This window comes from Streptomyces sp. NPDC107521 (assembly GCF_055598485.1).
In genome coordinates this window covers 1-25,208 of record NZ_JBVKAT010000036.1, presented here as the reverse complement: position 1 = coordinate 25,208, position 25,208 = coordinate 1, and the positions used below count along the sequence as shown (strand labels likewise).

The 25,208-nt window shown below is 74.5% G+C and carries 26 protein-coding genes and 1 pseudogene; 15 read left to right on the top strand and 12 right to left on the bottom strand.

The window, feature by feature from the left end:
- Positions 1–91 (top strand): annotated as a pseudogene (locus ACZ7LB_RS31450) (heme-binding protein); the annotation flags it as partial.
- 214 nt (positions 92–305) lie between these two features.
- Here ACZ7LB_RS31450 and ACZ7LB_RS31445 read toward each other — a convergent pair.
- The gene (locus tag ACZ7LB_RS31445) at positions 306–1,307 is read right to left on the bottom strand and encodes a hypothetical protein (RefSeq protein WP_471473044.1); all 1,002 of its coding nucleotides are present in this window, start codon (positions 1,305–1,307) and stop codon (positions 306–308) included.
- A gap of 51 nt (positions 1,308–1,358) precedes the next feature.
- Between ACZ7LB_RS31445 and ACZ7LB_RS31440 the strand changes: the two genes are divergently transcribed.
- From ACZ7LB_RS31440 to ACZ7LB_RS31430, 3 genes are all read left to right on the top strand, one after another.
- Complete coding sequence (locus ACZ7LB_RS31440; RefSeq protein ID WP_471473042.1) at positions 1,359–1,991, top strand: TetR/AcrR family transcriptional regulator; 633 nt, start codon at positions 1,359–1,361, stop codon at positions 1,989–1,991.
- A gap of 163 nt (positions 1,992–2,154) precedes the next feature.
- Entirely contained in the window at positions 2,155–2,844 is a 690-nt protein-coding gene (locus tag ACZ7LB_RS31435; protein ID WP_471473040.1) for a nitroreductase family protein, read from the top strand.
- A 215-nt stretch (positions 2,845–3,059) separates the two neighbouring features.
- Positions 3,060–3,674, top strand: coding sequence for a ScbR family autoregulator-binding transcription factor (locus ACZ7LB_RS31430; RefSeq protein WP_471473038.1), 615 nt, complete (start codon positions 3,060–3,062; stop codon positions 3,672–3,674).
- Positions 3,675–3,973: 299 nt separating this feature from the next.
- On the opposite strand, the gene ACZ7LB_RS31425 is transcribed toward ACZ7LB_RS31430, so the two are convergent.
- Positions 3,974–4,684, bottom strand: coding sequence for a FadR/GntR family transcriptional regulator (locus ACZ7LB_RS31425; RefSeq protein ID WP_471473036.1), 711 nt, complete (start codon positions 4,682–4,684; stop codon positions 3,974–3,976).
- A 271-nt stretch (positions 4,685–4,955) separates the two neighbouring features.
- Between ACZ7LB_RS31425 and ACZ7LB_RS31420 the strand changes: the two genes are divergently transcribed.
- Together ACZ7LB_RS31420 and ACZ7LB_RS31415 are read left to right on the top strand one after the other, a co-directional pair.
- Positions 4,956–6,200 carry an MFS transporter gene (locus tag ACZ7LB_RS31420; RefSeq protein ID WP_471473034.1) on the top strand — a complete coding sequence of 415 codons (1,245 nt, stop codon included), beginning with the start codon at positions 4,956–4,958 and terminating at the stop codon, positions 6,198–6,200.
- Complete coding sequence (locus tag ACZ7LB_RS31415; protein ID WP_471473032.1) at positions 6,197–7,003, top strand: ABC transporter ATP-binding protein; 807 nt, start codon at positions 6,197–6,199, stop codon at positions 7,001–7,003. The genes ACZ7LB_RS31420 and ACZ7LB_RS31415 overlap by 4 nt, the downstream gene beginning before the upstream one ends.
- A gap of 370 nt (positions 7,004–7,373) precedes the next feature.
- Here ACZ7LB_RS31415 and ACZ7LB_RS31410 read toward each other — a convergent pair whose 3' ends face one another.
- On the bottom strand, positions 7,374–7,547 hold the full coding sequence (locus ACZ7LB_RS31410) for a hypothetical protein (protein ID WP_471473030.1): 174 nt from the start codon (positions 7,545–7,547) through the stop codon (positions 7,374–7,376).
- A gap of 375 nt (positions 7,548–7,922) precedes the next feature.
- On the opposite strand from ACZ7LB_RS31410, the gene ACZ7LB_RS31405 reads away from it, so the two are divergent.
- Positions 7,923–8,201, top strand: a complete 279-nt coding sequence (locus ACZ7LB_RS31405; RefSeq protein ID WP_471473028.1) for a GlsB/YeaQ/YmgE family stress response membrane protein — start codon at positions 7,923–7,925, stop codon at positions 8,199–8,201.
- 141 nt (positions 8,202–8,342) lie between these two features.
- Here ACZ7LB_RS31405 and ACZ7LB_RS31400 read toward each other — a convergent pair whose 3' ends face one another.
- Positions 8,343–8,888, bottom strand: coding sequence for a DUF1707 SHOCT-like domain-containing protein (locus ACZ7LB_RS31400; protein WP_471473026.1), 546 nt, complete (start codon positions 8,886–8,888; stop codon positions 8,343–8,345).
- 338 nt (positions 8,889–9,226) lie between these two features.
- Between ACZ7LB_RS31400 and ACZ7LB_RS31395 the strand changes: the two genes are divergently transcribed.
- The 4 genes from ACZ7LB_RS31395 (at position 9,227) to ACZ7LB_RS31380 (ending at position 13,519) form a co-directional block, all read left to right on the top strand.
- Positions 9,227–10,903: a PP2C family protein-serine/threonine phosphatase gene (locus ACZ7LB_RS31395; RefSeq protein WP_471473024.1), complete on the top strand. Its 1,677-nt coding sequence runs from the start codon at positions 9,227–9,229 to the stop codon at positions 10,901–10,903.
- On the top strand, positions 10,900–11,988 hold the full coding sequence (locus ACZ7LB_RS31390) for a cobalamin B12-binding domain-containing protein (RefSeq protein ID WP_471473022.1): 1,089 nt from the start codon (positions 10,900–10,902) through the stop codon (positions 11,986–11,988). The genes ACZ7LB_RS31395 and ACZ7LB_RS31390 overlap by 4 nt, the downstream gene beginning before the upstream one ends.
- 77 nt (positions 11,989–12,065) lie before the next feature.
- Positions 12,066–12,440 carry an STAS domain-containing protein gene (locus ACZ7LB_RS31385; protein WP_471473020.1) on the top strand — a complete coding sequence of 125 codons (375 nt, stop codon included), beginning with the start codon at positions 12,066–12,068 and terminating at the stop codon, positions 12,438–12,440.
- 623 nt (positions 12,441–13,063) lie between these two features.
- The gene (locus tag ACZ7LB_RS31380; RefSeq protein WP_471473019.1) at positions 13,064–13,519 is read left to right on the top strand and encodes a hypothetical protein; all 456 of its coding nucleotides are present in this window, start codon (positions 13,064–13,066) and stop codon (positions 13,517–13,519) included.
- A gap of 296 nt (positions 13,520–13,815) precedes the next feature.
- Here the strand turns inward: ACZ7LB_RS31380 and ACZ7LB_RS31375 are convergent, their stop codons facing one another.
- The 8 genes from ACZ7LB_RS31375 to ACZ7LB_RS31340 form a co-directional block, all read right to left on the bottom strand.
- Positions 13,816–14,406, bottom strand: coding sequence for a lytic polysaccharide monooxygenase auxiliary activity family 9 protein (locus tag ACZ7LB_RS31375; RefSeq protein ID WP_471473017.1), 591 nt, complete (start codon positions 14,404–14,406; stop codon positions 13,816–13,818).
- A 767-nt stretch (positions 14,407–15,173) separates the two neighbouring features.
- Positions 15,174–15,587, bottom strand: coding sequence for a RidA family protein (locus ACZ7LB_RS31370; protein ID WP_471473015.1), 414 nt, complete (start codon positions 15,585–15,587; stop codon positions 15,174–15,176).
- Positions 15,588–15,840: 253 nt separating this feature from the next.
- Positions 15,841–17,130 (bottom strand): MFS transporter, encoded by a 1,290-nt coding sequence (locus ACZ7LB_RS31365; protein ID WP_471473013.1) that lies wholly within the window; start codon positions 17,128–17,130, stop codon positions 15,841–15,843.
- 315 nt (positions 17,131–17,445) lie between these two features.
- Positions 17,446–17,778, bottom strand: coding sequence for a YnfA family protein (locus tag ACZ7LB_RS31360; protein WP_471473011.1), 333 nt, complete (start codon positions 17,776–17,778; stop codon positions 17,446–17,448).
- Positions 17,779–17,828: 50 nt separating this feature from the next.
- Positions 17,829–18,629 carry a MerR family transcriptional regulator gene (locus tag ACZ7LB_RS31355; RefSeq protein WP_471473045.1) on the bottom strand — a complete coding sequence of 267 codons (801 nt, stop codon included), beginning with the start codon at positions 18,627–18,629 and terminating at the stop codon, positions 17,829–17,831.
- A gap of 57 nt (positions 18,630–18,686) precedes the next feature.
- Positions 18,687–18,923, bottom strand: coding sequence for a hypothetical protein (locus ACZ7LB_RS31350; protein ID WP_471473009.1), 237 nt, complete (start codon positions 18,921–18,923; stop codon positions 18,687–18,689).
- On the bottom strand, positions 18,920–19,357 hold the full coding sequence (locus ACZ7LB_RS31345) for a MerR family DNA-binding protein (RefSeq protein WP_471473007.1): 438 nt from the start codon (positions 19,355–19,357) through the stop codon (positions 18,920–18,922). Before ACZ7LB_RS31345 ends, ACZ7LB_RS31350 begins: the two co-directional genes overlap by 4 nt.
- Before the next feature lie 216 nt (positions 19,358–19,573).
- Positions 19,574–20,311, bottom strand: a complete 738-nt coding sequence (locus ACZ7LB_RS31340; RefSeq protein ID WP_471473005.1) for a class I SAM-dependent methyltransferase — start codon at positions 20,309–20,311, stop codon at positions 19,574–19,576.
- A 334-nt stretch (positions 20,312–20,645) separates the two neighbouring features.
- Between ACZ7LB_RS31340 and ACZ7LB_RS31335 the strand changes: the two genes are divergently transcribed.
- The 4 genes from ACZ7LB_RS31335 (at position 20,646) to ACZ7LB_RS31320 (ending at position 25,098) form a co-directional block, all read left to right on the top strand.
- Positions 20,646–21,074: a MerR family transcriptional regulator gene (locus tag ACZ7LB_RS31335; protein WP_471473004.1), complete on the top strand. Its 429-nt coding sequence runs from the start codon at positions 20,646–20,648 to the stop codon at positions 21,072–21,074.
- A 448-nt stretch (positions 21,075–21,522) separates the two neighbouring features.
- Complete coding sequence (locus ACZ7LB_RS31330; protein ID WP_471473002.1) at positions 21,523–22,875, top strand: APC family permease; 1,353 nt, start codon at positions 21,523–21,525, stop codon at positions 22,873–22,875.
- A gap of 156 nt (positions 22,876–23,031) precedes the next feature.
- Positions 23,032–24,567, top strand: coding sequence for an adenosylhomocysteinase (gene ahcY / locus ACZ7LB_RS31325; RefSeq protein WP_471473000.1), 1,536 nt, complete (start codon positions 23,032–23,034; stop codon positions 24,565–24,567).
- 99 nt (positions 24,568–24,666) lie between these two features.
- The gene (locus ACZ7LB_RS31320) at positions 24,667–25,098 is read left to right on the top strand and encodes a MerR family transcriptional regulator (RefSeq protein WP_471472998.1); all 432 of its coding nucleotides are present in this window, start codon (positions 24,667–24,669) and stop codon (positions 25,096–25,098) included.
- The last annotated feature ends 110 nt before the right edge of the window (positions 25,099–25,208 follow it).

Here is a 25,208-nt window from a genome sequence, read left to right as displayed (position 1 = left end):
CGCCCCCATCGCCGGCATCGGCGTCGCCGGCGCCCCCTCCGGCACCCTCGACGAACAGTTCGCCCGGGCCGGCGCCGACACCCTGCGCTGAGCCGCCGGCCCCGATGAACCTCCGGTGGTGCGGAGTCCCCCGTCCCGTCACCACCGGAGCCGCACGGGCGCCCCTCCCCCGCCGGTCATGGTGCCGTGCCGGGAGGGGCGCCCGGCACCATGTCCGGGCCCGTGGCGCCCGCGAGGCGGCACGGAGCGGGCGGCGTCCGGCACGCCCTCGGGCCCGGCGCACGGAGTCGGCCGTGGCCCGGCGCTCAGGCCGGGGGCACGGTCCGGCGGGCGAGGGCCGGGTGCGCGGCGCCCAGTTCCCCGATGAGCCGTCGGTAGGTCTCGAAGGCGGGCTTGGGGGTGTAGTCGTCGCGCAGGAGGCCGAAGTGGGAGAACAGTCCCCCGCCTCCGCTGTCGGCGTCCCGCAGGGAGAAGAACGAGTAGGCGTCGACGCCGAGTTCGTCCGCGAGGCCGGCGACGGTGCGGACCACGGCCTCCAGGGTCTCGGCCTGCCGCCGCTCGGGGCGTCCCGGGCCGGTGGGCCAGCCGTTCTCACAGACCCTGATGGGCACCGTGGCGGGGATGCCCGCCCGGGGCAGGTCGGTGTGCCGGAAGGCGGTCAGGACCGCGGTGACCGCCTCCTCCAACCGCCCTGCGGGGACGGGGCGGAAGACATCGGGGAAGAAGTCCAGGCCGACGTAGTCGAGGCAGTCGAGGAACTCCTCGTCGGCGAGCGCGCCGAGGTCCGCCCAGAAGGTGTCGGCCGGGTCGAACACGGGCACCGCGTTGAACCCGACCTCCAGGCCGAGCCCGAGCGCGCGGGCCTCCCGCTTGGCGACCACCACGCCCTCCACCAGGGCGTCCAGGACGTGGGGGATGCTGCCGTCCAGGATGGGCAGGCGCGCGTTCGGCTCCTCGCAGATCTGCAGGGACAGCAGGCGGGGCCCGTGGGCGCGGACGGCGTCCCGGACGAACTCCGGCCAGCCGTCCCGGGAGCCCGAGGGTTCCCGGAAGGGCAGCACGAGGTCCAGCCCCCGCCCCGGCCCGAGGCACGCCTCCGGATCGGCGGGAGTCGGCGGCTCCTGCGGCACCGTGGCGGCGAAGGGCCGGTAGGCGCGCACCGACAGCGTCCCGGTGCCCTGCAGCGCGTCGAGCGCCCCGGTGATGCGGTCCGGCAGGTCGGGGCGGACGGGGCGGAGGATGCCCGTGTCGTCCCCCAGCAGACCGCCCGGATAGATGCCGAAGGCGATGTTCATGGCAGATTGCACCCCATAATTCTTGGTGTCACTCCAAATTTGCGGTGACACTATCATTGGCGTGTGGGACTTCGAGAGACCAAGAAGCGGCGGACCCGGACCGCCATCGCCGACACCGCGTTGGCCCTGTTCCTGGAGCACGGCTTCGACCGGGTGACGGTCGCGGAGGTGGCGCGCCACGCGGGCGTGTCCACGAACACCGTCTTCAACTACTTCCCGGCCAAGGAGGACCTGTTCTTCGACCGGCAGGCCCTGGCCGAGGACCTCCTCGCCGCGCCCGTGCGCCGCATGCCGCCCGGCGGGTGCCCGGTCGAGGCCGTCCGCGACGACCTGCTCGACGGTCTGCGGCGGAGCGACCCCATGCTCGGACTGCACCCCGGAGCGCCGCGGTTCCGGCAGGTCGTCCAGGACAGCCCCGCCCTGCGGGCCCGCGAGCGCGAGATCGGTGAGCACGCGGAGGAAGCCCTGGCCAGAGCTCTGGCCGAGTCGCCGGACGGCGCAGCCCCGCCGGGAGCCGCGCTGCTCGCGGGCGCCCTCGCGGGCACACACCGGGCGGCCCTGCGGGAGATCCGGGAGGGCGTCCTGGCGGGCCGGCCGCCCGCGCGGGTCCGGGACGCGCTCGTCCCGGCGGTGCGGGAGGCGTTCGACCGCCTCTGCCGCGGACTGCACCCCGGCACCGCCAACCCGCCGCCGTGACGGCACGGCGGCCGGACGGCTCCGGTGGCCGTCCCGGCACGGCTCCACCGCGCCGCGAGGCGTCCGCGCGGGGCCAGGCGGCGCACCCCGCGCGCCATACCGCGCAACACCGGGCCCGGCCATGGTGTTTACCGCAGGCCACCGGGCATGCTGTGCTGCTCCCATGGACCAGAACAACGAGCCGAACGGGACGTCGGCGACCCTGACGTACCCCACCGTCCCGCACCGGCCGATGACCGTGCCCGCCATCGAGGCGGAGGAGCGGGCCCGCGCCTTCCACGACGTGATGGCCCGCCGGCGCACCGTGCGCGACTACAGCGACCGCCCCCTGCCGGACGGGGTGCTGGAGTGGGCGATCCGCACCGCCTCCACCGCGCCCAGCGGTGCCAATGTCCAGCCCTGGCGCTTCGTCGTCCTCACGGACCCGGACCGCAAGCGCCTGCTGCGCGAGGCCGCGGAGGCGGAGGAGCGCGAGTTCTACGGCCGCCGCGCCTCCGCCGAGTGGCTGGAGGCCCTCGCGCCGCTCGGTACCGACCCGAGCAAGCCCTTCCTGGAGCAGGCACCCGCCGTCATCGTCGTCTTCGAGGTCCACAAGGGACCGCATTCGCCCCGCCCCTACTACACCAAGGAGTCGGTCGGCATCGCCGTCGGCCTCCTGCTCGCCACGCTGCACCAGGCGGGCCTGGCCACGCTCACCCACACACCCAGCCCGATGCGCTTCCTGAACGAGGTCTGCGAACGGCCGGCCGAGGAGCGCGCCTCCTACGTCATCCCCGTCGGCTACCCCGCCGACGATGCCCAGGTGCCCGACATCCACCGCAAGCCCCTGGACGAGGTCATGACCCGCATCTGACCCGCCCCTCCCCCCCGGAGCGCGCCGGTGCTCCGGGGGCGGCGCACCGCGCGCGGAGTGCGGTGCGCCGCCCCGGCACACCCCCCGTGAGGCCGACGCGCCCCCGGATGCGACCCCCCGGCTCCCCCGTCCCGCCAACGGGCCCGCCCCGACTGGTGTTTGATCGGTGGTGGAGAAAAATAGCGGCTCTTCGCTACGGAAAGGGTGGGAGACCGATGGCACGGCCGATGCAGGAGCGTGCGGTGCGGACGCGGGAGACGCTGCTGCGGGCAGCGGCGGAGGTGTTCAACGAGGTCGGCTATCCCCGGGCCAGCCTGACGAAGATCATCGACCGGGCCGGGGTGACGGTGGGGGCGGTCTACTTCCACTTCCGCTCCAAGGAGGGCCTGGCCCGCGCGGTCATCCGGGAGCAGGCCGCCGAGCTGGAGTTCCCCACCGGGGAGGCGGGGCTCCAGCGGCTGGTGGACACCACCATGTACCTGGCCGAGCAGATGCAGCACAACACCCTGCTGCGGGCGGGGGTGCGCCTGGCCGTGGACCAGAGCGAGCCGGGACTGCAGGAGTACTCGATCTACGAGTGGTGGTCCGACCGGTTGCACCAGGAGCTCGCGGCGGCGCGCGGGCTGGGCCAGTTGCGCCCGGAGGCGGACGAGGCGGCGTTCGCCTCCCTGCTGGTCGCCGCCTTCACCGGCTCGCAGATCATGTCGCAGATCGCGTCGGAGCGGGCGGACCTGCCGCGGAGGATCGCGGACATGTGGCGCTGTCTGCTGCCGGCGCTGGCCGACCCGAGGGCGCTGGAAGAGGTGACCCTGCCCGGGGGCGTGCGATGACGTCGTCCCGCGCCGCCTCCCCGGCACCGCGAAGCGGCTGACCGGCCGACCCGTCCGCGTCGCCACCGCGTCCCGGCTTCTTCCGGCGGCGCGCCGCGCACCGGATCCGGCGGCGGCGCCCGCGAGAGAGCCCGGTCCCGGCCGGGCAAGGGCGCGGATCCGCACCCTGCGCGGCCCCTTGGCCGGATGACGACGATCCCTCCGGGGACGTTCCCGGTGCGGCGGGGGCCGGAGCGCGCGGACACATGGGGCCGCCGCCTTCGGGAGCCCCGCTCAAGCCCCCTCCCGCCCCCGCCGGTTCACCCCTCGGGGCCGCCGGACCGCACCCGTCGCCCTGCGGGCCGCCCGAGGCCGGCCTTCAGCGCGTCCAGGTGGGTGCGGCTGAGGCGGTGCGCGGCCCCGGCGTCGCGGGCGGCGATGGCCTCGACGAGGTCGGCGTGGGCGGCGTGGTCGGTGTCGTCGTCGAGGCGGCTGCCCAGCCGGAGCATGTCGATCATGGCCTGCCGCAGCCTCGGCACGAAGGTGTCGAAGAGTTCGAGCAGGACGGGGTTGCCCGCCGCGGCGACGACGGCACGGTGGAAGCGCATGTCGGCGTCCACGTGGTCCTCGGTCCCGCCGTGCCCCTCCTGCCGCTCCGCGAGCGCGCGCCGCAGCGCCCGCAGCGCCTGGGGGGTGCGGCGTTCGGCGGCGTGGGCCGCGGCCTCGGTCTCGATGGCGATGCGCGCCTCGATCACCGAGACGATCCCCGCGCGCCGCAGCACGTCGTTCCAGTCCTCGGTGACATCCAGCGCGGTGACGAACACGCCCGCGCCCTGCCGGGTCTCCAGGACTCCCCTGCCCGCCAGTTGCCGGATGGCCTCGCGGACGGTGGAGCGGCCGACGCCGAGCTGCGGACCGAGCGTGGTCTCGCCGGGGAGCCTCGCCCCGAGCGGCCACTCCCCGGAGCGGATGCGATCGAGCAGGAGCCCGGCGGCCTGGTCGGCCAGCGGCACCCTCCTGACGTGGTTCATTCTCAACTCACTCCGCTACTTGTCTGAGGACTTGTGTAGAGTGTATCCCATGATCGCAAGACTTCTTCTCCGCCGCAGCAGGGACTGACGGACCGGCGCCCTGCCGCGGAGCCCCCTTCCCGCCGGTCCTTCCCACCGCCCCCGCCTCCGGCACGGCCCGCCCGTGCCCCGGCCCAGGGCCTCTCGTTTGGATCATGCCGGGCTCGCGGGGTCCTGCCTGATCCAAACGAAAGACCCTGGGCGCGGATCTCCGCCCCCGGAAGGAATCCCCATGACCAGCACCGCTCCGCCCGCCAGGAACCGGAGGGGCCTGTGGGCACTGACGGCGACGCATGCCGCGAACGACTTCTACACCGGCGCCGTCGCCGCCCTGCTGCCCTTCTTCGTGCTCCACGCCGGCTACTCCTACGCCGCCGTCGCGGGCATCACCCTGGCCGCGACCGCGCTGTCGAGCATCGCCCAGCCGGTGTTCGGCCACCTCGGCGACCGGTTCGGGCCGCGGTGGATGAGCCTGGCCGGGCTGCTGACCGCCGGTGCCGGTGTGGCGCTGAGCGGCCCCCTCTCGGGCTCGTACACGGCGGTGTGGATCGTGATGGCCCTCTCCGGTGTCGGCGTCGCGGCCTACCACCCGGCGGCGACGATGGAGGCGCGCGAGGCGGGCGGCGGCACCAGCGGGGCGATGAGCCTGTTCTCCGTGGGCGGCAACGTCGGCGTCGCGCTGGCCCCGTCGGCGGTGCTCCTCGTCGTGAACCGGTTCGGGCTGGACGGGACGGGGCTGCTGATCGTCCCCGCGATCGTGCTGGCCCTGGTGCACGTCGCGGTGTCGGGCCGCCGCGTGTTCACCCGCTCCGCGCCCGCGGCGCCCTCGCCCGTCGCGTCCGGGCCGGCCCCTGTGCCGGACGACTGGCGGGCGTTCGGCCGGCTGACGCTGGTGCTGGCGATGTGGTCGGTCGCCTATGTGGGCACCTCGACCTTCGTGTCGCTGTACTCGATCGAGCGGTTCGGCGTCTCGCCCGGGTCGGCGTCGATCGCGCTGACGGTGTTCCCCGCCGCCGGCGCGCTCGGCACCCTCGCCGGCGGGCGGCTGGCCGACCGCTTCGGACGCCTGCGGACCGTCCGTGGCGGCTATCTGCTGGCGGCGGTCTCCATGGGCGCGATCGTGCTCGCCCCGGCGCCGTCGGTGGTGGTCGTCGCGACCGCGGTGCTGGGGCTCGGCCTGTTCGTCCCGTTCGCGGCCCAGATCACCCTGTCCCACTCCTACCTGCCGAACCGGATCGGGGTCGCCTCGGGTGTGACCCTCGGACTGACGCTCTCCCTGGGCGGCGTCGTGAGTCCCCTGCTGGGCCGGGTCGCGGACGGCACCGGTGTACGGTTCGTGTTCGTCGTCCTGGCCGCCCTGATCGCCCTCGGCTTCGCCCTGTCCTTCGGTCTCAGGGAGCGGCGGGCCGGGTCGGCGCGGACCGCAGCGGGCGACGCGACCGGCACCGAGGCGGAGACGAAGGAAGTACGGGCATGACCGGAACCGAGATCCTGCGCGTGGACGGCGTCGACTTCGTCCGTTCCTCCCGTCACATCCTCACCGGCGTCGACCTCACCGTCCGCGCCGGGGAGCACTGGGCGCTCCTGGGGCCGAACGGCGCCGGAAAGAGCACCCTCCTGGGCCTGTGCGGGGCCCGGACGCATCCCACCCGAGGCGGGGTCCGCGTCCTCGGCCACCGCCTCGGCCGGGTCGAGATCCGCAGGCTGCGCGAGTCGATCGGGCACGTCGACCCCCGCCATCCGCTGCGCTCCGCGCTCACCGTGCGGCAGGTCGTCCTGACCGGGGCGACCGGCACGACCGAGCGCGTGCCCCGCTGGGAGCCGTCGCCGGAGGTGCTCGCCCGCGCCGACCGGCTGATCGGCCTGCTCGGCCTGCGCGACCCGGACGGTGCCACCTGGCCCACCATGTCGCAGGGCGAACGGGGCCGGACCCTGATCGCCCGCGCCCTGCTGCCCGACCCGCCCCTGCTGCTGCTCGACGAGCCCTCGACGGGACTGGACGTCGCCGCCCGGGAACAGTTCCTGGACACCGTCGACCACCTCCACCGCTCCCAGCCGGAGCTGGCCACCGTCCTGGTGACCCACCACCTGGAGGAGCTTCCCGAGACGACCAGTCACGCCGTGCTCCTCAAGGAGGGCCGGGTGCTCAGCGCGGGCCCCGTGCACGAGGTGCTCACCACGGAGCGGGTGACCGAGTGCTTCGGCCATCCGATCCGCATCGAGCACCGCGACGGACGCTGGCAGGCCCGGACCGCCAGGACCGCGCGGGCGGGCGGCTGAGACGGCGCGGTGCGGTCGCGAGCTCCCCGCCCCGGGCGGCGGGGCCCGGGCCGGCGGCACCGCGCCGGGACCGGCGCCCGGGGAACGCGCCGACGCCCCGAACCGGTCGCACCGAGCGACCGCCCCGGCGACGGCGGGACTCCGGACACCTCGAACTCTCACCTTGAGGTTTAGGGTGAGGGTCCGGGGTGGTCCGGTGCTCCGCCGCCGGGTGTCGCGGAGCGGTGCGAGGCCGGCCCCGCGCGACTTCGCCGGGTGTGCCGGGGCCGAGGGGACGCGTACGGGGTCTTTGCCGGGGCGCGGTTGGCACCGGGCCGTTCCCTGGGGGTCGCGTCCGGAAGTCCGTGCGCCGCACGGCGGGGCGCGCGGATCAGCGCGAGTTGCCGCGCCTCCGGTCCTTGATCCTGGTGCCCACGTAGACCCCGCCCCCGCCGGCGGTCAGCGCCAGGACGGCCTGGCTCGCGAACCCGTCCCCGAGGTAGGCGGCCAGCGCCGCCGCGGGGACGAGGAAGGCTGCGAGTACGAGCAGATCGGACGGCTTCATGGTTCTGTTTCCCTCCCGCGCGAAGGCCGGGGACGGCACCCTCCGACGGCATCGGCCCGGTCGCTCGCACCCGGACTTCGTCGACCCGGTGACCGTGCTCTCCACACGTCGCGGTGAGTCTATCGGCCACCGGGCCCCCGCCGACGCCCCGTTCGGGGCTCCGCTTCCCCGGCCCGGCCCGGCACCCTCGGACCCGTCAGCCGGCCGGCACGGCATGCGACCGTTCCGGGTTCGGAGAGCGGCTCCCAAGTGACCTGATCGCAGCGGGTGTTGGACGCCGAGGGCGAAGAGTGCCCGGGGAAGAGGTTTGTTCGGGCGCGGACCGTACACACGATGAGCTGACGCGGTCTTTACCCGACGGAACGGAGACGCATCATGGGCATCATCTCGTGGATCATCCTCGGTCTGCTCGCCGGAGCCATCGCCAAGGCGCTGATGCCGGGCAAGGACCCCGGCGGCATCATCGTCACCATGCTCATCGGCATCGTCGGCGGACTCCTCGGCGGCTGGCTCGGCAAGGTCATCCTGGGAGTCGACTCCATCGACGGGTTCTTCGACCTCTCCACCTGGATCGCCGCCATCGCCGGATCCGTGATCCTGCTGGCCCTGTACCGCCTCTTCACCGGGGACCGGCGCTCGCACCGCCACGCGTGACCCTCGGCGGCAGGCTCACCGGGCCGGTCCGGCCGCGGCGGCCCCCTGTCCCGGCGGCGGCTCCCGCGCCGCCCGGGCAGGGGGCTTCCGCCCGTCCGGGGCCGCCCGGAACCCGCCGGAAGGTCCGCTCCGGGCGGCGGCTCAACGCCACCGGGCGTGACGGACCCTCAGCCGGCCGAAGCCGACGGCACCCGAGATCCGCACCCTGGGCCCGCCGGGGCCGGTACGTCGCGGGGCCCTGTACCGCAGGTCCTTCCAGCCGGCGACGAGCCCGTCGACGTCGACGACGGCGTCGCGGGGCACGATGATCCTGGCGCCACCGGTCCCGAGCCGCAGCTCGATGTCCACGACGGGGTGTTCGATGACCGCCCGGGACAGGTCCAGCCGCACCGTCCCGAAGGCGGACTCGACCTTGAGGTACCGGGGCACCACCCACGCGCCCCGCCGCCGGACGCGTCCGGCGGCGGCGGCGATCACCGAGGCGGTCCTTGGCCGTGCGGGCGGGAGCGCGTCCAGCGCCCGCGCGAGCTGGCCGTGCGTCCGGGCGGCGAGCACCAGGCCGAGGCGCTCGTCCAGCTCCCCGTGCGAGAGGTCGCCCTCCGCGTACGCCTCCCGCAGCCGCTCCACGGCCGACTCCCGGGCCGTTCCGTCGAGTACGGCCGACTCGTCCTCCTGCGGCGTGGTCACCGGCTCACTGTAGCGCTCCGGAATGCTCCGGTGACCGTCCCGGGGAGGGGCCGGCGGCGGCCTGGGCCCGGTGTCCGGACCGCACGCCGCTCCGCGCACCGCCCCACCAGGGACGGTTTGCACGACCGGCGGGAGTCAGTACTCTCGGTGGCGGTGCTTGGGAAGGCAGGTGCTCCCCGGCGGGCTGTCCCCAGGACGGCCGCCGAGGGAAGGACCCGACGCCCGCCCCCACCGGAGGACCCCTCGATGACCCCGGACACCCGCCACCGCCCGCGCACCTCGCCGAAGGCCCCCGGGGGCCGTCCCCGCCGCGCCGTTCCCGGCCGTACGAGGGCCGCGTGAGCACGCCCGGCGCGACGGACACGGCTCCCGCCGCACCGGAGCCGCTGTCCTCCCCGGGGGAGACGTGGCTGCTCGCACCCCACCCCGTACTGGTCGTGGCCCCCTCCGGGACCGTCACCCGGGCCAACGCGCGGGCCGCCGCGCTGTTCCCCCGCGCCCTGCCCGGCGCACGGCTCGGGGACGCCGCCCCCGCCTGGCTGGCGGACGCCCACCGGCGGGCCGCCGCCGGCACGGCGGAGACGCCGGAGCCGGTGCGCGGCCGGCACGGGCGGTGTTCGCTGGAGGCCCACCCCACGCCCACCGACGACGGGAGCGTCGTGTGGTGGCTCGTCGACGACACCGGCAGATCACTGGCCGAGGCCGAGCTGCGCAGCGCCCGCGAGCGCACCGCCTTCCTCGCCGACGCCTCCAGCCGGCTGCTCGCCTCGCTCAACACCGAGCGGTGCATGGAGGTGACGGCGCGCCTCGCCGCCCGCTTCCTCGCGGACGCGGCCGTCCTCGTCGCCCCGGCCACGGGCAGGCGTCATCCGCTGGCCGTCGCCACCGGGGACACCGTCACGCTCCGGTCGGCGCGCGTCGACCCGGACGAGGTCCCCGGACTCACCGAGGCGCTGCGCGGCTTCCCGCCGGTCCCCTCGCGGTGGACGGACCCGGCGGCCCTGCCCGGCTGGGCGGTGCCGGAGGGCTTCGCCGGGACGGTCGGGTCCGTGGTCGTGACCCCGCTGCCGGGACACGGCTTCCCGGCCGGGGCGCTGATCCTGCTGCGCCGCTGCGGCCACGCCGAGTTCGACGCCTCCGAGGAGGTCTTCGCCCGGGTGTTCGCCGCGCGCGCCGGAGCCGCCCTGTCCGCCGCCCATCTGTACCGGGAGCAGCACGACATCACGGCCACGCTCATGGCCGAACTGCTGCCGCCGGTGCTGCGGCGCGTGGACGGCGTCGAGTTCGCGGGCGGCTACCGCGCCTCGCGGGAGACCGAACGCGTCGGCGGGGACTTCTACGACGTCCACCCGGGCACCGAGGGGGAGCACGAGACGCTGGCGGTGCTGGGCGACGTGTGCGGCAAGGGCCTCAACGCCGCCGTCCTGACCGGCAGGATCCGCAACACCCTCCAGGCGCTGCTGCCGATGGCCGACGACCACGGCAAGCTGCTGGGCCTGCTGAACGGGGCCCTGCTCACCGGCCGGCACACCCGCTTCGCCAGCCTGGTCCTCGCCTCGGTACGGTCCCGGGGCGGCACCACACGGCTGCGGCTGACCAGCGCCGGGCATCCCGCGCCGCTGGTCGTGCGGCGCGACGGCACGGTCCACGAGACCGACACCCGGGGCACGGTGGTCGGGGTCCTGCCCGACATCAGGTCGGCCACCACCGAGGTCGTCCTCCGCCCCGGCGAGACGTGCCTGCTGTACACCGACGGGGTCACGGAGGCCAGGGGCGGCCCGCTGGGCGACACCCTGTTCGGCGAGGAGCGGCTGCGCGCGGCGCTGCGGGACTGCGCCGGGATGCCCGCCGAGGCCGTGGTCGAGCGGATCCAGCTCCGGGTGGCCGAGTGGCTCGACGGCAACGCCCACGACGACATCGCGGTCATGGCGATCACCACGCCCCGGAGCGCCCTTCCCGCCGGTGCCTCCCCGGAGGTCGCGGACGGGGCCGTCCGGAGCGGGCGCGCCGCGTGACGGCTCCCCCCGCCGCCGACGCGGTCATCCCGCTGCGGCGGGCCCGTGAGGAACTGTGGCGGGCCCTGGCCGAGCGGGACGAGCACGGCGCCGACCGGGCGGTCGCCCACGCCGTGGACGCGGGGGCCGACGCCGTGGACGTCCTGCTGGAGGTGATCGCCCCGGTGCAGCGCGGGATCGGCGCCGAGTGGGCGGCCGGCCGGCTCACCGTGGCCCAGGAACACGCGGCCACCGCCATCCAGGAGCGTGTCGTCGCCGCGCTGTCCCGCCGCGTCCCGGCACCCTCGCCCGCCACCTCCGCCGCCGTGACCGTGGCCTGTGTGGAAGGGGAGTGGCACGCGCTGCCCGCCCGCATCCTCGCCGAGGTCCTGCGCCGGCACGGGCACCCGGTCGACTTCCTGGGGGCGCAGGTCCCCACCCCGCGTCTGATCGCCCATCTGCACCGGACCTCCCGCGCCGTGCTGGCCCTGTCGTCGTCCCTGCCCACACGCCTGCCGGCCGCGCACACGGCGATCACCGCGGTCCAGGCCGCCGGCCTTCCGGTCCTCGTCGGCGGCGCCGCCTTCGGCCCCGACGGCCGCTACGCCCGGATGCTGGGCGCGGACGCCTGGGCCCCGGACGCGCGCGCCGCCGTACGGGTCCTGGGGCGCGGCCTGTCCCGGGAGGGGACCGGCCGGGTCCGGCAGAGCGTCGAGGACCTCCCGCACCTGGCCGACCAGGAGTACACCCTCGTCACCCGCGGCAAGCGCCGTCTGGTGGGCGCCGTCCTCGCAGGGCTGGAGGAGCGGCCGCCCGAGTCCCTGGACCTCACCGGCGTCCGGCGTGAACGCACCGCGGAGGACATCGCCCACATCGTCGACTTCCTCGCCGCCGCCCTGTACACCGACGACCACACCCTGTTCACCGGCTTCCTCGGCTGGACGGGCGGTGTCCTGCGGGCACGGGGGGTGCCCTCCCTGGTCCTCGACCCCGCGCTCGTCCTGCTCCGGGACGAGGTGCGGGACTTCCCCCGCGCCGTCGCCCTCCTCTCCCGGGGGCGCGCCGCCGTCGCCCCGCGGGTCCCGGACCCCGGGCACGGATCATGACGGCCCGCCCCGCCCGGGGGCCGGGCCACGGCGGTCCCGCCTGCCCCGGCCCGGCGGCCGTTTGCGAGGATGGGGCCATGAACGCCGAGGCCCGGGTGGCCGTGACCCACACCGGCGGTGTGCGGATCGCGCGCGCCGGCGGGGAGTTCGACCTGGACGGCACCGCCCTTCTGGCCGACGCGCTGGCCGTACCCCGGGACGACGGGGCGGCGGACACCGTCCTGGACCTCTCGGACGTGGGCTTCGCGGACTCCGCCTTCCTGCACACCCTCCTCGCGGCCCGGGCCGCCCACCGGGACGCCGGGCGGCGGCTGGTGCTCGCCGGGGCCCCGCCGCCGGTGCTGCGGCTGCTGGAACTGACCGATGTCACACGGGTGTTCACCCTGCGGGCCACCGTGGACGAAGCGCTCGGCACGCTCCGGGGCCCGGACGGCACTCCCGGCCCGCGGTGACCGGCGCCCTCGCGCGCGCCGGCCGCCGGTTCGGCGGAACGCGGGCTCGCGGGGTCAGCGGGGCCGGGCCTCGCAGGTCAGGTCCCGCGCGGGCAGACGCCCGGTGACGAGAGGGGCGTCGACCTCGGTGTCGACGCAGTCGTCGCCGTGGACACCGAACACCGCGCGCCGGTCCGCGCCACGCAGGTCCTGGGAGGCTCTCGCTGTACCGGTGGCCGCGCGGTGCGGTCGGCCCCGTTCCCCGACGGGCCGGTGGGGCACGCGGTGGACACGGCGGGGCCGGTGCCCGTCCGGTGCTTCGTCACCGCTCCCGCGCGTTTCCGTGGCGGGGCAACCGCGTGCCCGCCGCGGCCCGCCGGTGCTCCGGGGTTGCGGAGTTCCGGGGTTCTCCGGGGTGCGGGGTTCTCCAGGGTGGCGAGGCTCTCCGGGGGTGCGGACGACCGGTTGGGGGTCGCGGGGATCTCCGGGGGTGCGGACGACCGGTTGGGGGTTGCGGGGTTGCGGGGTTGCGGGCGGTCGTTCGGGGCCGGTGGGTGACCTCAGGGTCCCCCGCGGGGGCGGGGAACGGCGGGCGGTGAACGGCCCCGGGCCCGCGATGATCATCGGTCGGTATCCTTCGCCGCATGGCTTCGTCAACACCGCCCGTGCGGGGCGGTCTTCCGGACAGTCCCGGTCCCCTCGCGACCGCGCGCCGGTCCCGGACGGCCCTGACCGTCGCCCTCGTCGGGGGACTCGTGCTGGGCGCGGGCGGGGTCGGTGCCGCCTGGGCTTTCAGCGGTGGCGGCGGATCCGCCGGGGGCGACGCCGCCCGCGACGCCCGGCACGCCTGCGACGCGGTCCGGGGCTTCCACGAGTCGGACCACCTGGCCGAGGGGCCGAAGGGAGACATCGCGCTGAATCGTTTCATCGCAGCGGTCTCCCTGTCCGCCTCGGCCGCGGCCGGTGATCCCGCGTACAAGCCGCTGGCCGAGGCCACGCGCCGGACGCAGAACCTGCAGGAGGCCCGGTTCGCCGACTTCACCGACCCCGGGCTGCGCGAGGAACTCGACACGGTCCGGTCCCTCTGCGACGGCCTCTGAGCGGCGCTCCGGGCCGCCGCGGTGCCGTAGTACTCCGCCCGTCCCGCCCCGCGTCGGTGAGGCCGTGGCCTCGGCGTCCGCATCGGCAGCGGGGCCCGAGTGAGGCACAGGGAGCCGACGCGGTACCACCGGACGCGCGCCGGCCGGTGGTACCGGGCACGACGGGGCGGGTGCGGGGAGCGCACGGCGGCCGGACCCCGGACCAGGGAGCGGTCCGGGGTCCGGCGGCGGTCTTCGTCAGCGGGCCGGGGACGGGTGGGGAGTCGCGGCGATGCGCGGGCCCCGGCCCGGGGACGTCAGAACTTGACGTCGGAGCAGGCGTAGAACGCGTTGCCCGTGTCGGCGATGGTCCAGACACCGAGGATCAGGTGCCGGCCGCTCTTCTGCGGCAGGACGCCGGTGTGGGTGACCGTGGAAGAGGGCAGCCGGCCACCGAAGTTGACGGTGAGGAACGGCTGCGGGTCGAGGTCGGCCCGGGTCAGCTTCTTGGTCGGGTCCCAGCCGTCCTTCGTGATGTAGTACCGGAAGTCGGTGGTCGCGTGGCGCGCCGAGATCTTCCAGACGAAGGTGTGGGAGGCGCCGGCCGTCAGGTTGGTGGCCGGCCAGTTGCCCCCGCGCGGGTCGTCCAGCTCGGAGAAGCGGCCGATGCCGCCCGCGCAGATGGTCCCGTCGACGGGCCCGCGCGCGGGGAAGCCCTTGGGGCCCTCCACGCTCGGCGGCTCCCACTGGATCTGTCCGCAGCCGCGGACGGTGCCGTTGCCGCAGAGCTGCTGGCGACTGACGGGCGAGTCGGTGTAGCCGTGGCCCTGGGCGGCGCCGCCCGTCGCGACGAGGGCCGTTCCGGCGATACCGACGCCGAGGAGTAATGAGGTGAGCTTCTTGCGCATGGTGTGCTCCCGTGGTCCTGGGTTGCGGGTGGGGCGGACGCACACCTCGGATGCGCTGCCGGAACGAACGGTGAGGACGAGGCGGCAGTACGGAAACAACCGGAGGGCACACGTCCGACGCGGTCTAGACCAAGTCCGAGGCTAGCCCGAGCCATTGGGCATGTCCATACCAATGACAGCCCGTCAGAGTCCCCCGCACCGCCGGATCCCGCGCCGCGACGGACGCCCTCGGCCCACTTCGCCGGGACCGCTTCCCTGACCAGGGGAATCCCCCGCTCCCCGTGACACGCGGCCCCTGACGGGCCCGGGTGCGCGGCGACGGAGAGGAGGTGTCGATCATGACGGACCGTGCGCGAGCGCCCCCTCGACCCCGTCGGGTCGCGGCGCCGGGGCCCGGTCGCACGCCGGTCACTTCCGGGCGCCTGCGGGCGGTGGACCGGCGTCGGGCCACCGCCCGCCTGTCTCTACCCCCGGGCGGGCAGCCGCGCCCGGCGTCGCGTCGGGCACGGTCCGGCCGGGTCCGCAGGCACCTCCCGCGCGCGGAGGGCCCTCGCCCCGCGCCCGGAGAGGATCTTGACGGCAGCCCGCCCGGTGCGCCGACCGCCCGGTGCGCCGACCCTCCGGTTCGCGGGCCGCCCGGTTCGCGGGCCGGTCCCCGCCGGGCGCGCTCAAGCAATGGGCAGCGGGCGGGCTCCTCGCTCGCCGACGGCCCGGACAGGGCGACCGCTCGCCACGAGGCCGTGCCGGTCACGAGCGGGCCGTGCCGGTCAGGCGCGGTCCCCTTCCGGTACGGCCGCCGTCGCGGTGATCTCCACCAGCTGACCGGTGTAGCCGAGGCAGTTGACACCGATCAGGGTGGAGGAGTGGGGGCCGGTGCTGAGGCCGGACGCCTCGACGACGTCCCACACGGCGCTCAGGACCGCGGGCTCGGCGCTCACCACATACACATCGGTGGCGAGGACGTGCGCCAAGTCGCTGCCGACGGCGTGGAGTTGCGCGGTGAGGTTCTCGATCACCCGCTGTGCCTGGCGGACCGGGTCCCCCTCCCCGACCAGCTTCCCGTCCGCGTCGAGCGGAACGGAGCCCGCCAGGAAGGCGATCCTCGTCCCGGCCTCGACGACCGAGGCGTGGGAGTAGGCGGGCGGCGGGAACAGACCGGGCACGGTGACGCGCTGGATCACTGGGACTCCTGGAGGACGGACGGACGGCCGGCGCCCGGCGCGGAACGGCGGGCCCGGGACGACGGCGGTCACGGGACGGGGGTACTCGACGACCGACGACGGACCCGGCCGAGGCCACGGCGGCCACGGCGGCCACGGCCCACCGTCGGCTGACGCCCCGATCGTCGCCGCACCGGGCCCCGTCCGCATCCCAATTTCACCACCGGCCACGGGCGCGCCGGTCCCCGTGACCGTCCGGCGGGGCCGCCCCGCGTCAGGCCCGGTCCCCGCCCGGTGCTCCGGTGACGGCCGCCGCCTCCGGGGCCGGCAGGTCCGCCGTCGCGCGGCGGGGCAGCAGGAGCGGGGTCGCCAGCAGGAGAGCCCCGGCCAGGCCGATGGCCGCCCGGGGCCCGAGGAGGGTGCCCAGCACCCCCCAGGCCGCCGTGAGCAGCGCGGCGGACGCCTTGGTCGTCACCGCCCACGCCGACAGCACCCGGGTGGCCCGGTCGGCGGCGGTGCGCTGGAGGCGGTGCGCCGCGTACACCGGGTTGAAGACCGCGCAGCAGAGGATCAGCCCGAACTCGACACCGATCACCAGCAGCAGCCCTCCGGGGCCCGGCCCCAGGAACACCAGGCCGATCGGCCACACCGCGCGCAGCGTCCCGGCCGCGGTGAGGAGGCGGTACTGCCCGAACCGGGCGGCGAGCGGCCGGGCCAGCCGCGCGCCGAGCAGTCCGCCGAGGGCGGGCGCGGCGAAGGCGAGGCCGTACTGCCAGGGGGCGAAGCCGAGGCGGCCGAGCATCAGGACGGCCAGCAGGGGCTGGGTGGCCATCACCAGGCCGTTGAAGAGGGCGGTGTTGGCGAACAGGGGCCGCAGCGCGGCGTCACCGAGGATGTACCGCCAGCCGTCGAGCAGGTCACCGGGCCGGTGGTGTGCGGCCCTCCGCCGCTCCGGCGGCGGTTCCGCGCCGCCCATCGCGCGGATGCCGAGGGCGGAGAGGAGATGGCTGACGGCGTCCGCGGCCACCGTCGCCACCGGGCCCAGGAGTCCGATCGCCGCGCCGCCGAGCGGGGGGCCGACGATGGTGGTCGTCCAGGCCGTGGACTCGAAGCGGGCGTTGGCGGTGAGCAGGTCCTCCGTCCGCAGCAGCGTCTTGAGGTGGGCGCCGGAGACGGCGCGGAAGGTGATGTCGGCCGCCGCGACCACGGCGGAGACCAGCAGGAGCTGGAGGAAGGTGAGGACACCGAGGGCGTACGCGGCGGGGACGGTGAGCAGCGCCGCGCAGCGCACCAGGTCGGCCGCGACCAGCACCGGCCGCTTGGGACGGAACTCCGCCCAGGGGCCGAGGGGTACGGCGAGGACCGCGCCGGTCAGGGAGCCCACCGCGGCGAGCGCCGCCACCTCGGCGGGTCCCGCGCGCAGCACCTGGACCGCGATGAGCGGGAAGGCGCCGAAGGCCAGCCAGGTGCCGAGCGCGCTGGTCCCGTAGGCCGCCCAGAGCCAGCCGAAGCGCGGCCCGAGTCCGCGGCCGAGCAGGGCTCCGAGCCGGTCCGTCCTCCGCATGCCCGCCGTCCCCCGTCCTCGCCCGCACCGCCGTTCCGCGACCGCAGTATCCAAGCGGCCCGCGTCGCCCGGGGTCAAACGGCCGCTGTCGTCGGCCCCGCCCCCGGTGGTCCGGGCCCGGGAGAGGACGTCCGGCGCAAGTGCGGACCACGGTCGCCCCACGCGGCACCGTGCGGTTCCGGGGGCACCGCACGGGACGGTCGCGAGGCGGCGGCCCGCCCCCGGCGGTCCTCCCCCGGGCGAGGGCCGGGCGGCACGGGAGGAGGGTGCGTCGCCGCGGGCCGGGCACATGGCCCGGCCGCGGCGCCGCCGTGGTCACTCGCGCGGGGCGTACATGATCACCGCGACGCCCGCCAGGCAGACGGCCGCCCCGATCAGGTCCCAGCGGGTCGGCCGGTAGCCGTCGGCGATCATTCCCCAGGCCAGCGAACCGGCGACGAAGACACCGCCGTAGGCGGCGAGGATGCGTCCGAACTCGGCGTCGGGCTGGAGCGTGGCCACGAAACCGTAGAGCCCGAGGGCGATGACCCCGAGCCCGGCCCAGACCACGCCCTTGTGCTCCCGTACTCCCTGCCACACCAGCCAGGCGCCGCCGATCTCGAGGAGCGCGGCGAGGACGAACAACGTGACGGAGCGGACGACGAGCATGGCGCGGGCGCACTCTTCTCTGGGGCGGCGGGGTCTCTGGGGCGGCGGGGTCAGGAGGACGGCGTGAAAAGTTCGGCCAGTATTGTCGCACCCTCGACGGGTGAGCGGACCTCCAGGTGGAGGACGGTGCCGTCGAGGTGGAGGCGGAAGTCGTAGAAGGGGCAGCACCCCTGCTCGGCGACGGCCAGCTCGGTGACCGTGCCCGCGCGGTCGATGGGCAGGGTGAGCCGGAGCCCGTCGTCGATGGGCTCGGAGGTGCTCCCGGCCAGGACGGTCCGCCACTCCTGGGCGCGGTCGCTGAAGGCGGCGGAGGTGAGCGAGCAGGCCACCGGGGCGGCGCGCCCACGGCCGGTGTCCCCGGCGCGGGCCGCCGGCCCGGTCACCGTGTGCCCTGGGGTGCCGGGGCCGCCAGGGGCTCCGGTGTGCCCGGTGGCCGTGCGGCCGCCCGGCTCCCGGTCGGTGAGGACGTCGCAGGTCGGGTCGCACGGGCCGGAGCGCGAGGGGAGCACGTCGAGGCGCTCGACGACGCGCCGGAGGGTGGCGATGAAGGTGCCGAGGTTCTCGCTGTGCCGGCGGGCGTCCCTGATCCTGGCCACCAGCCGGGAGCGCAGCTCCTCCTTCACGCTGGTGCACTCGCCCGAGTCGCGGACGCGGAGCAGATCGGCGATCTCCTCCAGCGGCAGACCGAGCTGCTTGGCCGTGGTGATGAAGGAGAGGCGTTTGAGCGCGTCCTCGTCGTAGAGCCGGTATCCGCCGGCACTCCGGTCCGCGTGCAGGAGACCGATGCTCTCGTAGAAGCGCAAGGTGCTCGGCCGCACTCCGGCGCGGCCGGCCAGCTCTGAGATCAGCATTGTGCTCACGCTCCGCACCCTAGACCTTCAAGGCGTCTCGAAGGTCAACCGCGACGGTCACCCGGTGCCCCCTTCCCGGCCACCGCCGGCGCGCCCGCGCGCCTGGCGGCGGTCCTGCCGCCGGACGGCCAGGACGCACGCGCAGAGCACCGCGAGCGCGAGCGCGAGCAGGGTCCGGGCCACCGCCTCCTCCCTGCTGGGGGCGACGCAGGCCAGCGCGCCGCCGGCGGTCGCGGCGAGGAGCAGGACGGCGGCGAGGTACGGGGGCGGGGTGCGGTCTCTGGGCAAGGTCATCCACCTTCGGCCGGGTGCGCGCGGGCGGGGGGCGGGGCGGGGCGGTCGGTCCGGAGCCCGGCGGTCCGGTCCGGGCGGGCCTCGCGTTCCCGGTGCCGGTCCAGCAGGTACGTCATCTCCTCGCGCAGCCCCGCCAGCAGTTCCAGCTCCGCCTCCAGCGTGCGCAGATGGCGGCGGAGCAGGCGGTCCGCCCCCGGGCCGGGGCGCCCGTCGCGCACCGCCAGCAGTTCGGTGATCTCGGCCAGGGTGAGGCCGAGGCGCTGGGCGGAGCGGATGAACCCGAGGCGCTCCAGGACGGCCTCGTCGAACCGCCGGTGGCCGCCCCGCCGCCCCTGGTGCGCCGTCAGCAGGCCCAGCCGGTGGTAGTAGCGCACCGCGCTGGGGCTGAGCCGGGAACGGGCGGCGACCTCGGCGACCGTCAACAGGTGTGTCACGGGCATCCGTTCACGCCCCGGAGAGCAGGTCCCCGGACGGCCGCGGGGCGGCGGTGATGCGGGTCACGAGTCATCCTTTGCGACGGCCGGCCGTCCTTGACGACGGCCGGTGACGAGGGGCGGACGCGGGCGTCGCCGTCCGCGTCCGCCCGGGTCGGCGGCCCGGCGCCCCCGCCGGTGCGGGGCAGGGGCCGGCACACCCGCCCGGCCCGGACGTCAGCACCCGCAGTCGGACTCCTTGCCGGCGGCACCCGCGCCGATCCTGAGGGTCTTCCTCTCCTCGCCCGCCGGGTCGCCCTCCTTGCGCCGGACGGCCCGGCCGATGGCCATGGCCTCGATGAACTCCCAGGCGCCCGGCATCTTGGACTCCTGGAGGTCGACGACGTCGAGGCCGGAGCCGGCGAGGGTGTCGAGGGTCGGGCGGTTGCAGTGGCACTCGTTGCCGAACCAGTACCAGCCGAGCTGGATGAAGTCCTGGCGGCGGGCGATCCTCGGGTTGCGGTTGCGGACGTGCTCCAGGAACAGGTACTGCCCGCCCGGCTTGAGGACGCGCTCGATCTCCCTGAGCACCACGTCGGGGTCCGGCACCGTGCAGAGGATCATCGCCGCGGCCACCGTGTCGATGCTGGCGTCCGGGAACGGCAGCTTCTCCGCGCCGGCGACGGTGAGCTGGATCCGCCGCGGGTCGTCGCGGACCTTCTCCTCCAGCTTGGCCACCATCGGCGGGTAGGGCTCGGTGAGGATCAACTCGCTGACGGTGTCCGGGTAGTGCGGCAGGTTCAGACCGGTTCCGGTGCCCAGTTCGAGCGTGCGCCCGTAGGCCGGGGCCAGCATCTCGGCGCGCTTCTCACCGAGGCCCTGCTTCTCCACGTGGGACAGGAACCTGTCGTACATCCCGGCGAAGACATACCTGCCCCATGTCGCGTTGTACGCCTTCTTCAGAAGATTAGCCACGTCACTCCTCAGAGCAGTTGTTTCGACTTCCCCATGAAGGGAGTCCCTAAACCCGGCACTGTGTCGATGCGTTGCCATGCGCGTTCCTGAGGGCCGTTCCCCGTGCGCCCGGAGAGATCATGTCCATGTATCGAACACCGCGATGAATGGTTCGCCCGTGCCACGGGAAACGCCCATTCGGTTGCGAGCAGGACAGGACCGCCCATGTCCTTTCTGTGTGGAGCAAGGGCCTGGATGGCTGATCTCTCGAACGGTAGTGTGCTCGTTGAAGTCAGCTTCAAGTCAACACAACGGGGGGAGAGTCATGGAAGACAAGCTCCTGTCGATAAGCGAGGTGGCACGGAGAGCAGGCATCGCCACCTCGGCCCTGCGGTACTACGAGCGCTGCAGTCTGATTCCCGAGGGTGCGAAGGTCGCCGGACGACGGCACTATCCGCCCGCCATCCTGCACCGGCTATCCATGATCAAGACATGCCAGAAGATCGGCTTCAGCCTGGCCGAAATCTCCGCGCTCCTCGAGGGCAACACCAGCGGATCGGGCATCTGGCGCCGTCTGGCCAGTGCCCGCCGGAGCGAGGTGGAACGCGAGATCGCGACCCTGAGCGGGTTACTGGAACTGATCGACCAGGCCCTGGACTGCGACTGCCCCACGCTCTGCGAGTGTCCCCTCATGGGCCCTGACGGGCATCTCACCACCGAGTGCCACCGCACGCTCCAGGAGCGGTGCGGACTGGACCCGGCGGCGCCCGCCGCCGGCCCGTAGCGCGTCCGGCCGGGGACGGCCGGGGCCCCGGTTCCCCCTTTCCGGCCAGGGGGAACCGGGGCCCGTGCGCCGTTACCGGCCACGGCCGCCGCCGCGCGAGCCCCTTCCCGTGGTTTTCGGCCATCCTTTTCGGCCAGTCGGCCAACCTGTTGCCCTGCGGGCCGGGCATGGTCTAGCTTCCTGCCCTGTCGAGCGCTGCCCCGTGAATCCCACGGAATTGCCACCGTCATCACTATTCGATGACGTCATTCTTGTGGCCGTGCGCAGAAGCGCACCCCCTTCCCCGTGTCTGTTCCAGGATCACCCCTGCTCAAAAAGCTGACGGCATTCGCCGTCCTGGTCGGCTGGAGCAAAATTGGTCGCAAACGGATCGGAATCCATGCTGCCCGCACGGACGAAGGCGGACGCGGGAGATCCGGGAGAATCCCTCTTCCCCGGACAAAGTCGCTTGCCGGTCACCTCATCATGGCTCACCGCCATTCTGGTCTCCACCGGCGCTTCCCTCATGGTGGTGGTCTCGCTCGGTGCCATGGCGGAGGAACTCGGGAATGTGTCGATCTGGGTCTGGATCGCCACCGCCGCCGTCGGCGCCGCTCAATGCCTCCTCATCGCCGAACTCGCCGCCCGATTCCCGGAACGGGCGGGGGGAACGGCGCAGTTCGCCTACCGTGTCCGGCCCAAGGGCTCCCCGACGATCGGCGCCCTGTCCGCCTGGTGCTACTGGTTCGCGTGGACCCCGGGCATCGCGGTCAACCTCATCCTCGCCGGGACGTTCCTGCGGGACCAGTGGCTGCCGGGGGTGCCGCCCGTCGCACTGGCCCTCGCCATCGCGGCCGTGCTGTACGTCGTCACCGCCCTGGGGCTGAGGCTGTCCACACTGATCAACAGCGCGCTGGCGCTGGTGGCGGTGACCGTGGTCCTGATCATCGTGGTCAGCCCCCTCGTCCGGCCGCACGCCGCCGACCTCTCCCAGGTCCTCCCCTCGGCGCTGCCCGAAGGAGCCGCTTCCGACGGCGGGCTCGGATCGCAGATCGCCCTGATCGCCAAGTGGAGCTTCGTCGCGAGCTGGTCGGCCTACTCGGCGGAGATGGCGTCGACGGTGTGCGCGGAGATCAGACGGCCCGAGCGGACCATGAAGCGGGTCATGTCGGCCTCGGCCGTGATCTGCTTCGTCGCCTTCGCGGCCGTGCCCGTCTCGATGTTCGCCCTCTCCGGCGTCCAGGGCGTCCAGGGCGACCCCTTCGAGGTGTTCGCCATCGCCGGCCGGGTGCTCCTCGGCCCGGCGGGAGAGCTGTTCGTCCAGCTCGGCCTGACGGCGGTGCTCATCCTCGCGGCCGAGACCTTCATCATCGGCTCCTCCCGGACCATCTACCAGATGGCCCAGGACGGCCATCTGCCCGCGGCCTTCGGAAAGGTCAACAAACGCGGGGCACCGGTGGGTTCGATCGTCGGGGACGGCGCGATCATCGGTCTGCTGCTGGTCGTGTTCGGCACCAACATCGTGCGGGTGGTGGCCGCGGCGAACTTCGGCTACATGGTCGTGTTCGTCCTGCTGCCCCTCGCCTACCTCGTCCTGCGCAAGCACCCGGCCGGGCGGCCCGGGAGCTTCCGGCTCGGCCGCTACGCCCGCCCGCTGGCCGTGGTCCTGTGCGTGCTCAACGCGGTCCTGCTGCTCTTCGGCGGGGCGCAGTGGGGCCTGTCCGTCATCGTCCTCGGCCTGTGCGTGAGCCTGGCGATCCTGCCCGTCTCCTACTTCACCCGGCGCCGCCGGGCCAAGGCCGGCCCACCCGGCACGCCGTAGCCCGGGGCCGTCCCGATCCACGCCGTCCGGGGCACCGGTCTCCGCCCGGCCTCGTCCTCCACCGCCCGCCGTACCGGCCCGGCCCCCGCGCCGGGCGGTCCACGGCCCGGCGCGCCGCGATGCGTCAAGTCCACCGACACATAAGGGAGTTCACCCATGTCCGACACCCCGGCCACGTCCGATCCGTCCGATCCCTCCGGCCCGTCCGATGCCTCCGGCCCGTCCGGTCCGCACGAGGACCGGGTACGGCGCGTCGACGGGCTCGACTTCGCCGTCGCCGATCTGTCACTGGCCGCGTTCGGCCGCAGGGAGATCCGCCTCGCCGAGCACGAGATGCCGGGGCTGATGTCCCTGCGCGCCGAGTACGCCCGGGAACAGCCGCTCCGCGGGGCGCGGATCTCCGGTTCGCTCCACATGACGGTGCAGACGGCGGTCCTCATCGAGACGCTGGTCGCGCTGGGGGCGGAGGTCCGCTGGGCCTCCTGCAACATCTTCTCCACCCAGGACCACGCGGCGGCGGCCGTCGTCGTGGGACCCGACGGCACCCCCGAGGCACCGCGCGGCGTGCCGGTGTACGCCTGGAAGGGCGAGACCCTCCCCGAGTACTGGTGGTGCACCGAGAGGATGCTGACCTGGCCCGGCGGCCGGGCCGCCAACCTCCTCCTCGACGACGGCGGCGACGCGACCATGCTGGTGCACAAGGGTGCCGCGTACGAGCGGCTCGGCGCGGTGCCCGCCGCGCGGGAGGACGACTCGGAGGAGTGGACCGTGTTCCTCTCGCTGCTGCGGGCGTCGCTCGCCGCCGCACCCGGCAGATGGACGGCCGTCGCCTCGGAGATCACGGGCGTGACGGAGGAGACCACCACCGGTGTGATGCGCCTGGAGCGCATGGATGCCGACGGCGAGTTGCTCTGGCCCGCCATCAACGTCAACGACTCGGTGACCAAGTCCAAGTTCGACAACAAGTACGGCATCCGGCACTCCCTCGTCGACGGCATCAACCGCGGCACCGACGTGCTGATCGGCGGCAAGGTCGCGGTGGTCTGCGGCTACGGCGACGTGGGCAAGGGCGCTGCGGAGGCCCTGTCGGGACAGGGGGCGCGCGTCATCGTCACGGAGATCGACCCCATCTGCGCCCTGCAGGCCGTGATGGACGGGTACCAGGTCGCCCGGCTGCGGTCGGTGCTGCCGGTCGCCGACATCGTGATCACGACCACCGGCAACAAGAACGTGGTCATGGCCGAGGACATGGCCGCCATGAAGCACCAGGCGATCCTCGGGAACATCGGCCACTTCGACAACGAGCTGGACATGGCCGGGCTGGCCCGCCGCAGCGGTGCCCGCCGGGAGACGGTCAAACCCCAGGTCGACGAGTGGACCTTCCCCGACGGGCACTCCGTCATCGTGCTGTCGGAGGGGCGGCTGCTCAACCTGGGCAACGCCACGGGGCATCCCAGCTTCGTCATGTCCAACAGCTTCTCCAACCAGGTGATCGCCCAGATCGAGCTGTTCACCCGGCACGGTGCCTACCCGCAGGGGGTGCACCGGCTGGCCAGGCACCTGGACGAACGGGTGGCCGCCATCCACCTGGAGGCACTGGGCGGTGAGCTGACCACGCTGACGAAGGAGCAGGCCGAGTACATCGGCGTGAACGTGGAGGGCCCCTTCAAGAACGAGCTGTACCGCTACTGACGTCCCTTCGGCACCACGGGCCGGCCCGGTGCGTCACCGGTGCCGGCCCCGGCCGTCTCCCGCGGCCGTCCCGCCCCGTGCGAAAGGAGAGCTGACGCGATGACCCCATCGGAGCCCCGGGGAAACGAGCTGTCCGTCGCGGCCTTGGCCCGGCTGTCGGGCTCCACCCCGGACACCATCCGCTACTACGAGCGTCTCGGGCTGCTCCACAAGGCGCCCCGCACCAGTGCCGGTTACCGCCGCTACGGCGAGGACGCGGTGGACCGGATGAAGTTCATCCAGGGGACCCAGCGGCTCGGACTGCGGCTCAGCGACATCGCGGACCTGCTCAGCATCCGCGACACCGGCACCTGTCCCTGCGGCGACGCCGCGGTGGTACTGCGCCGTCGGCGCGAGGAGGTCCGCACGGAGATGGGACGGCTGGCCGATCTGTTCGGTGAGCTGTCGCGGATGATCGACCACCTGCCCAGCCGGAACTGCCCGGACCCGGAGCCCGGGGTGTGGATGCCCCACCCGCCCCGGTCCGGCTGAGCGGCGACGGAGGGCGGGGTGGTGGCGGGGCTCCCGGGAGCCCCGCCACCACCCCCCCCCCCCTAGTGCGCACGGTCTTAGGGTCAGAAAATGCCGCGACACACCGGTCT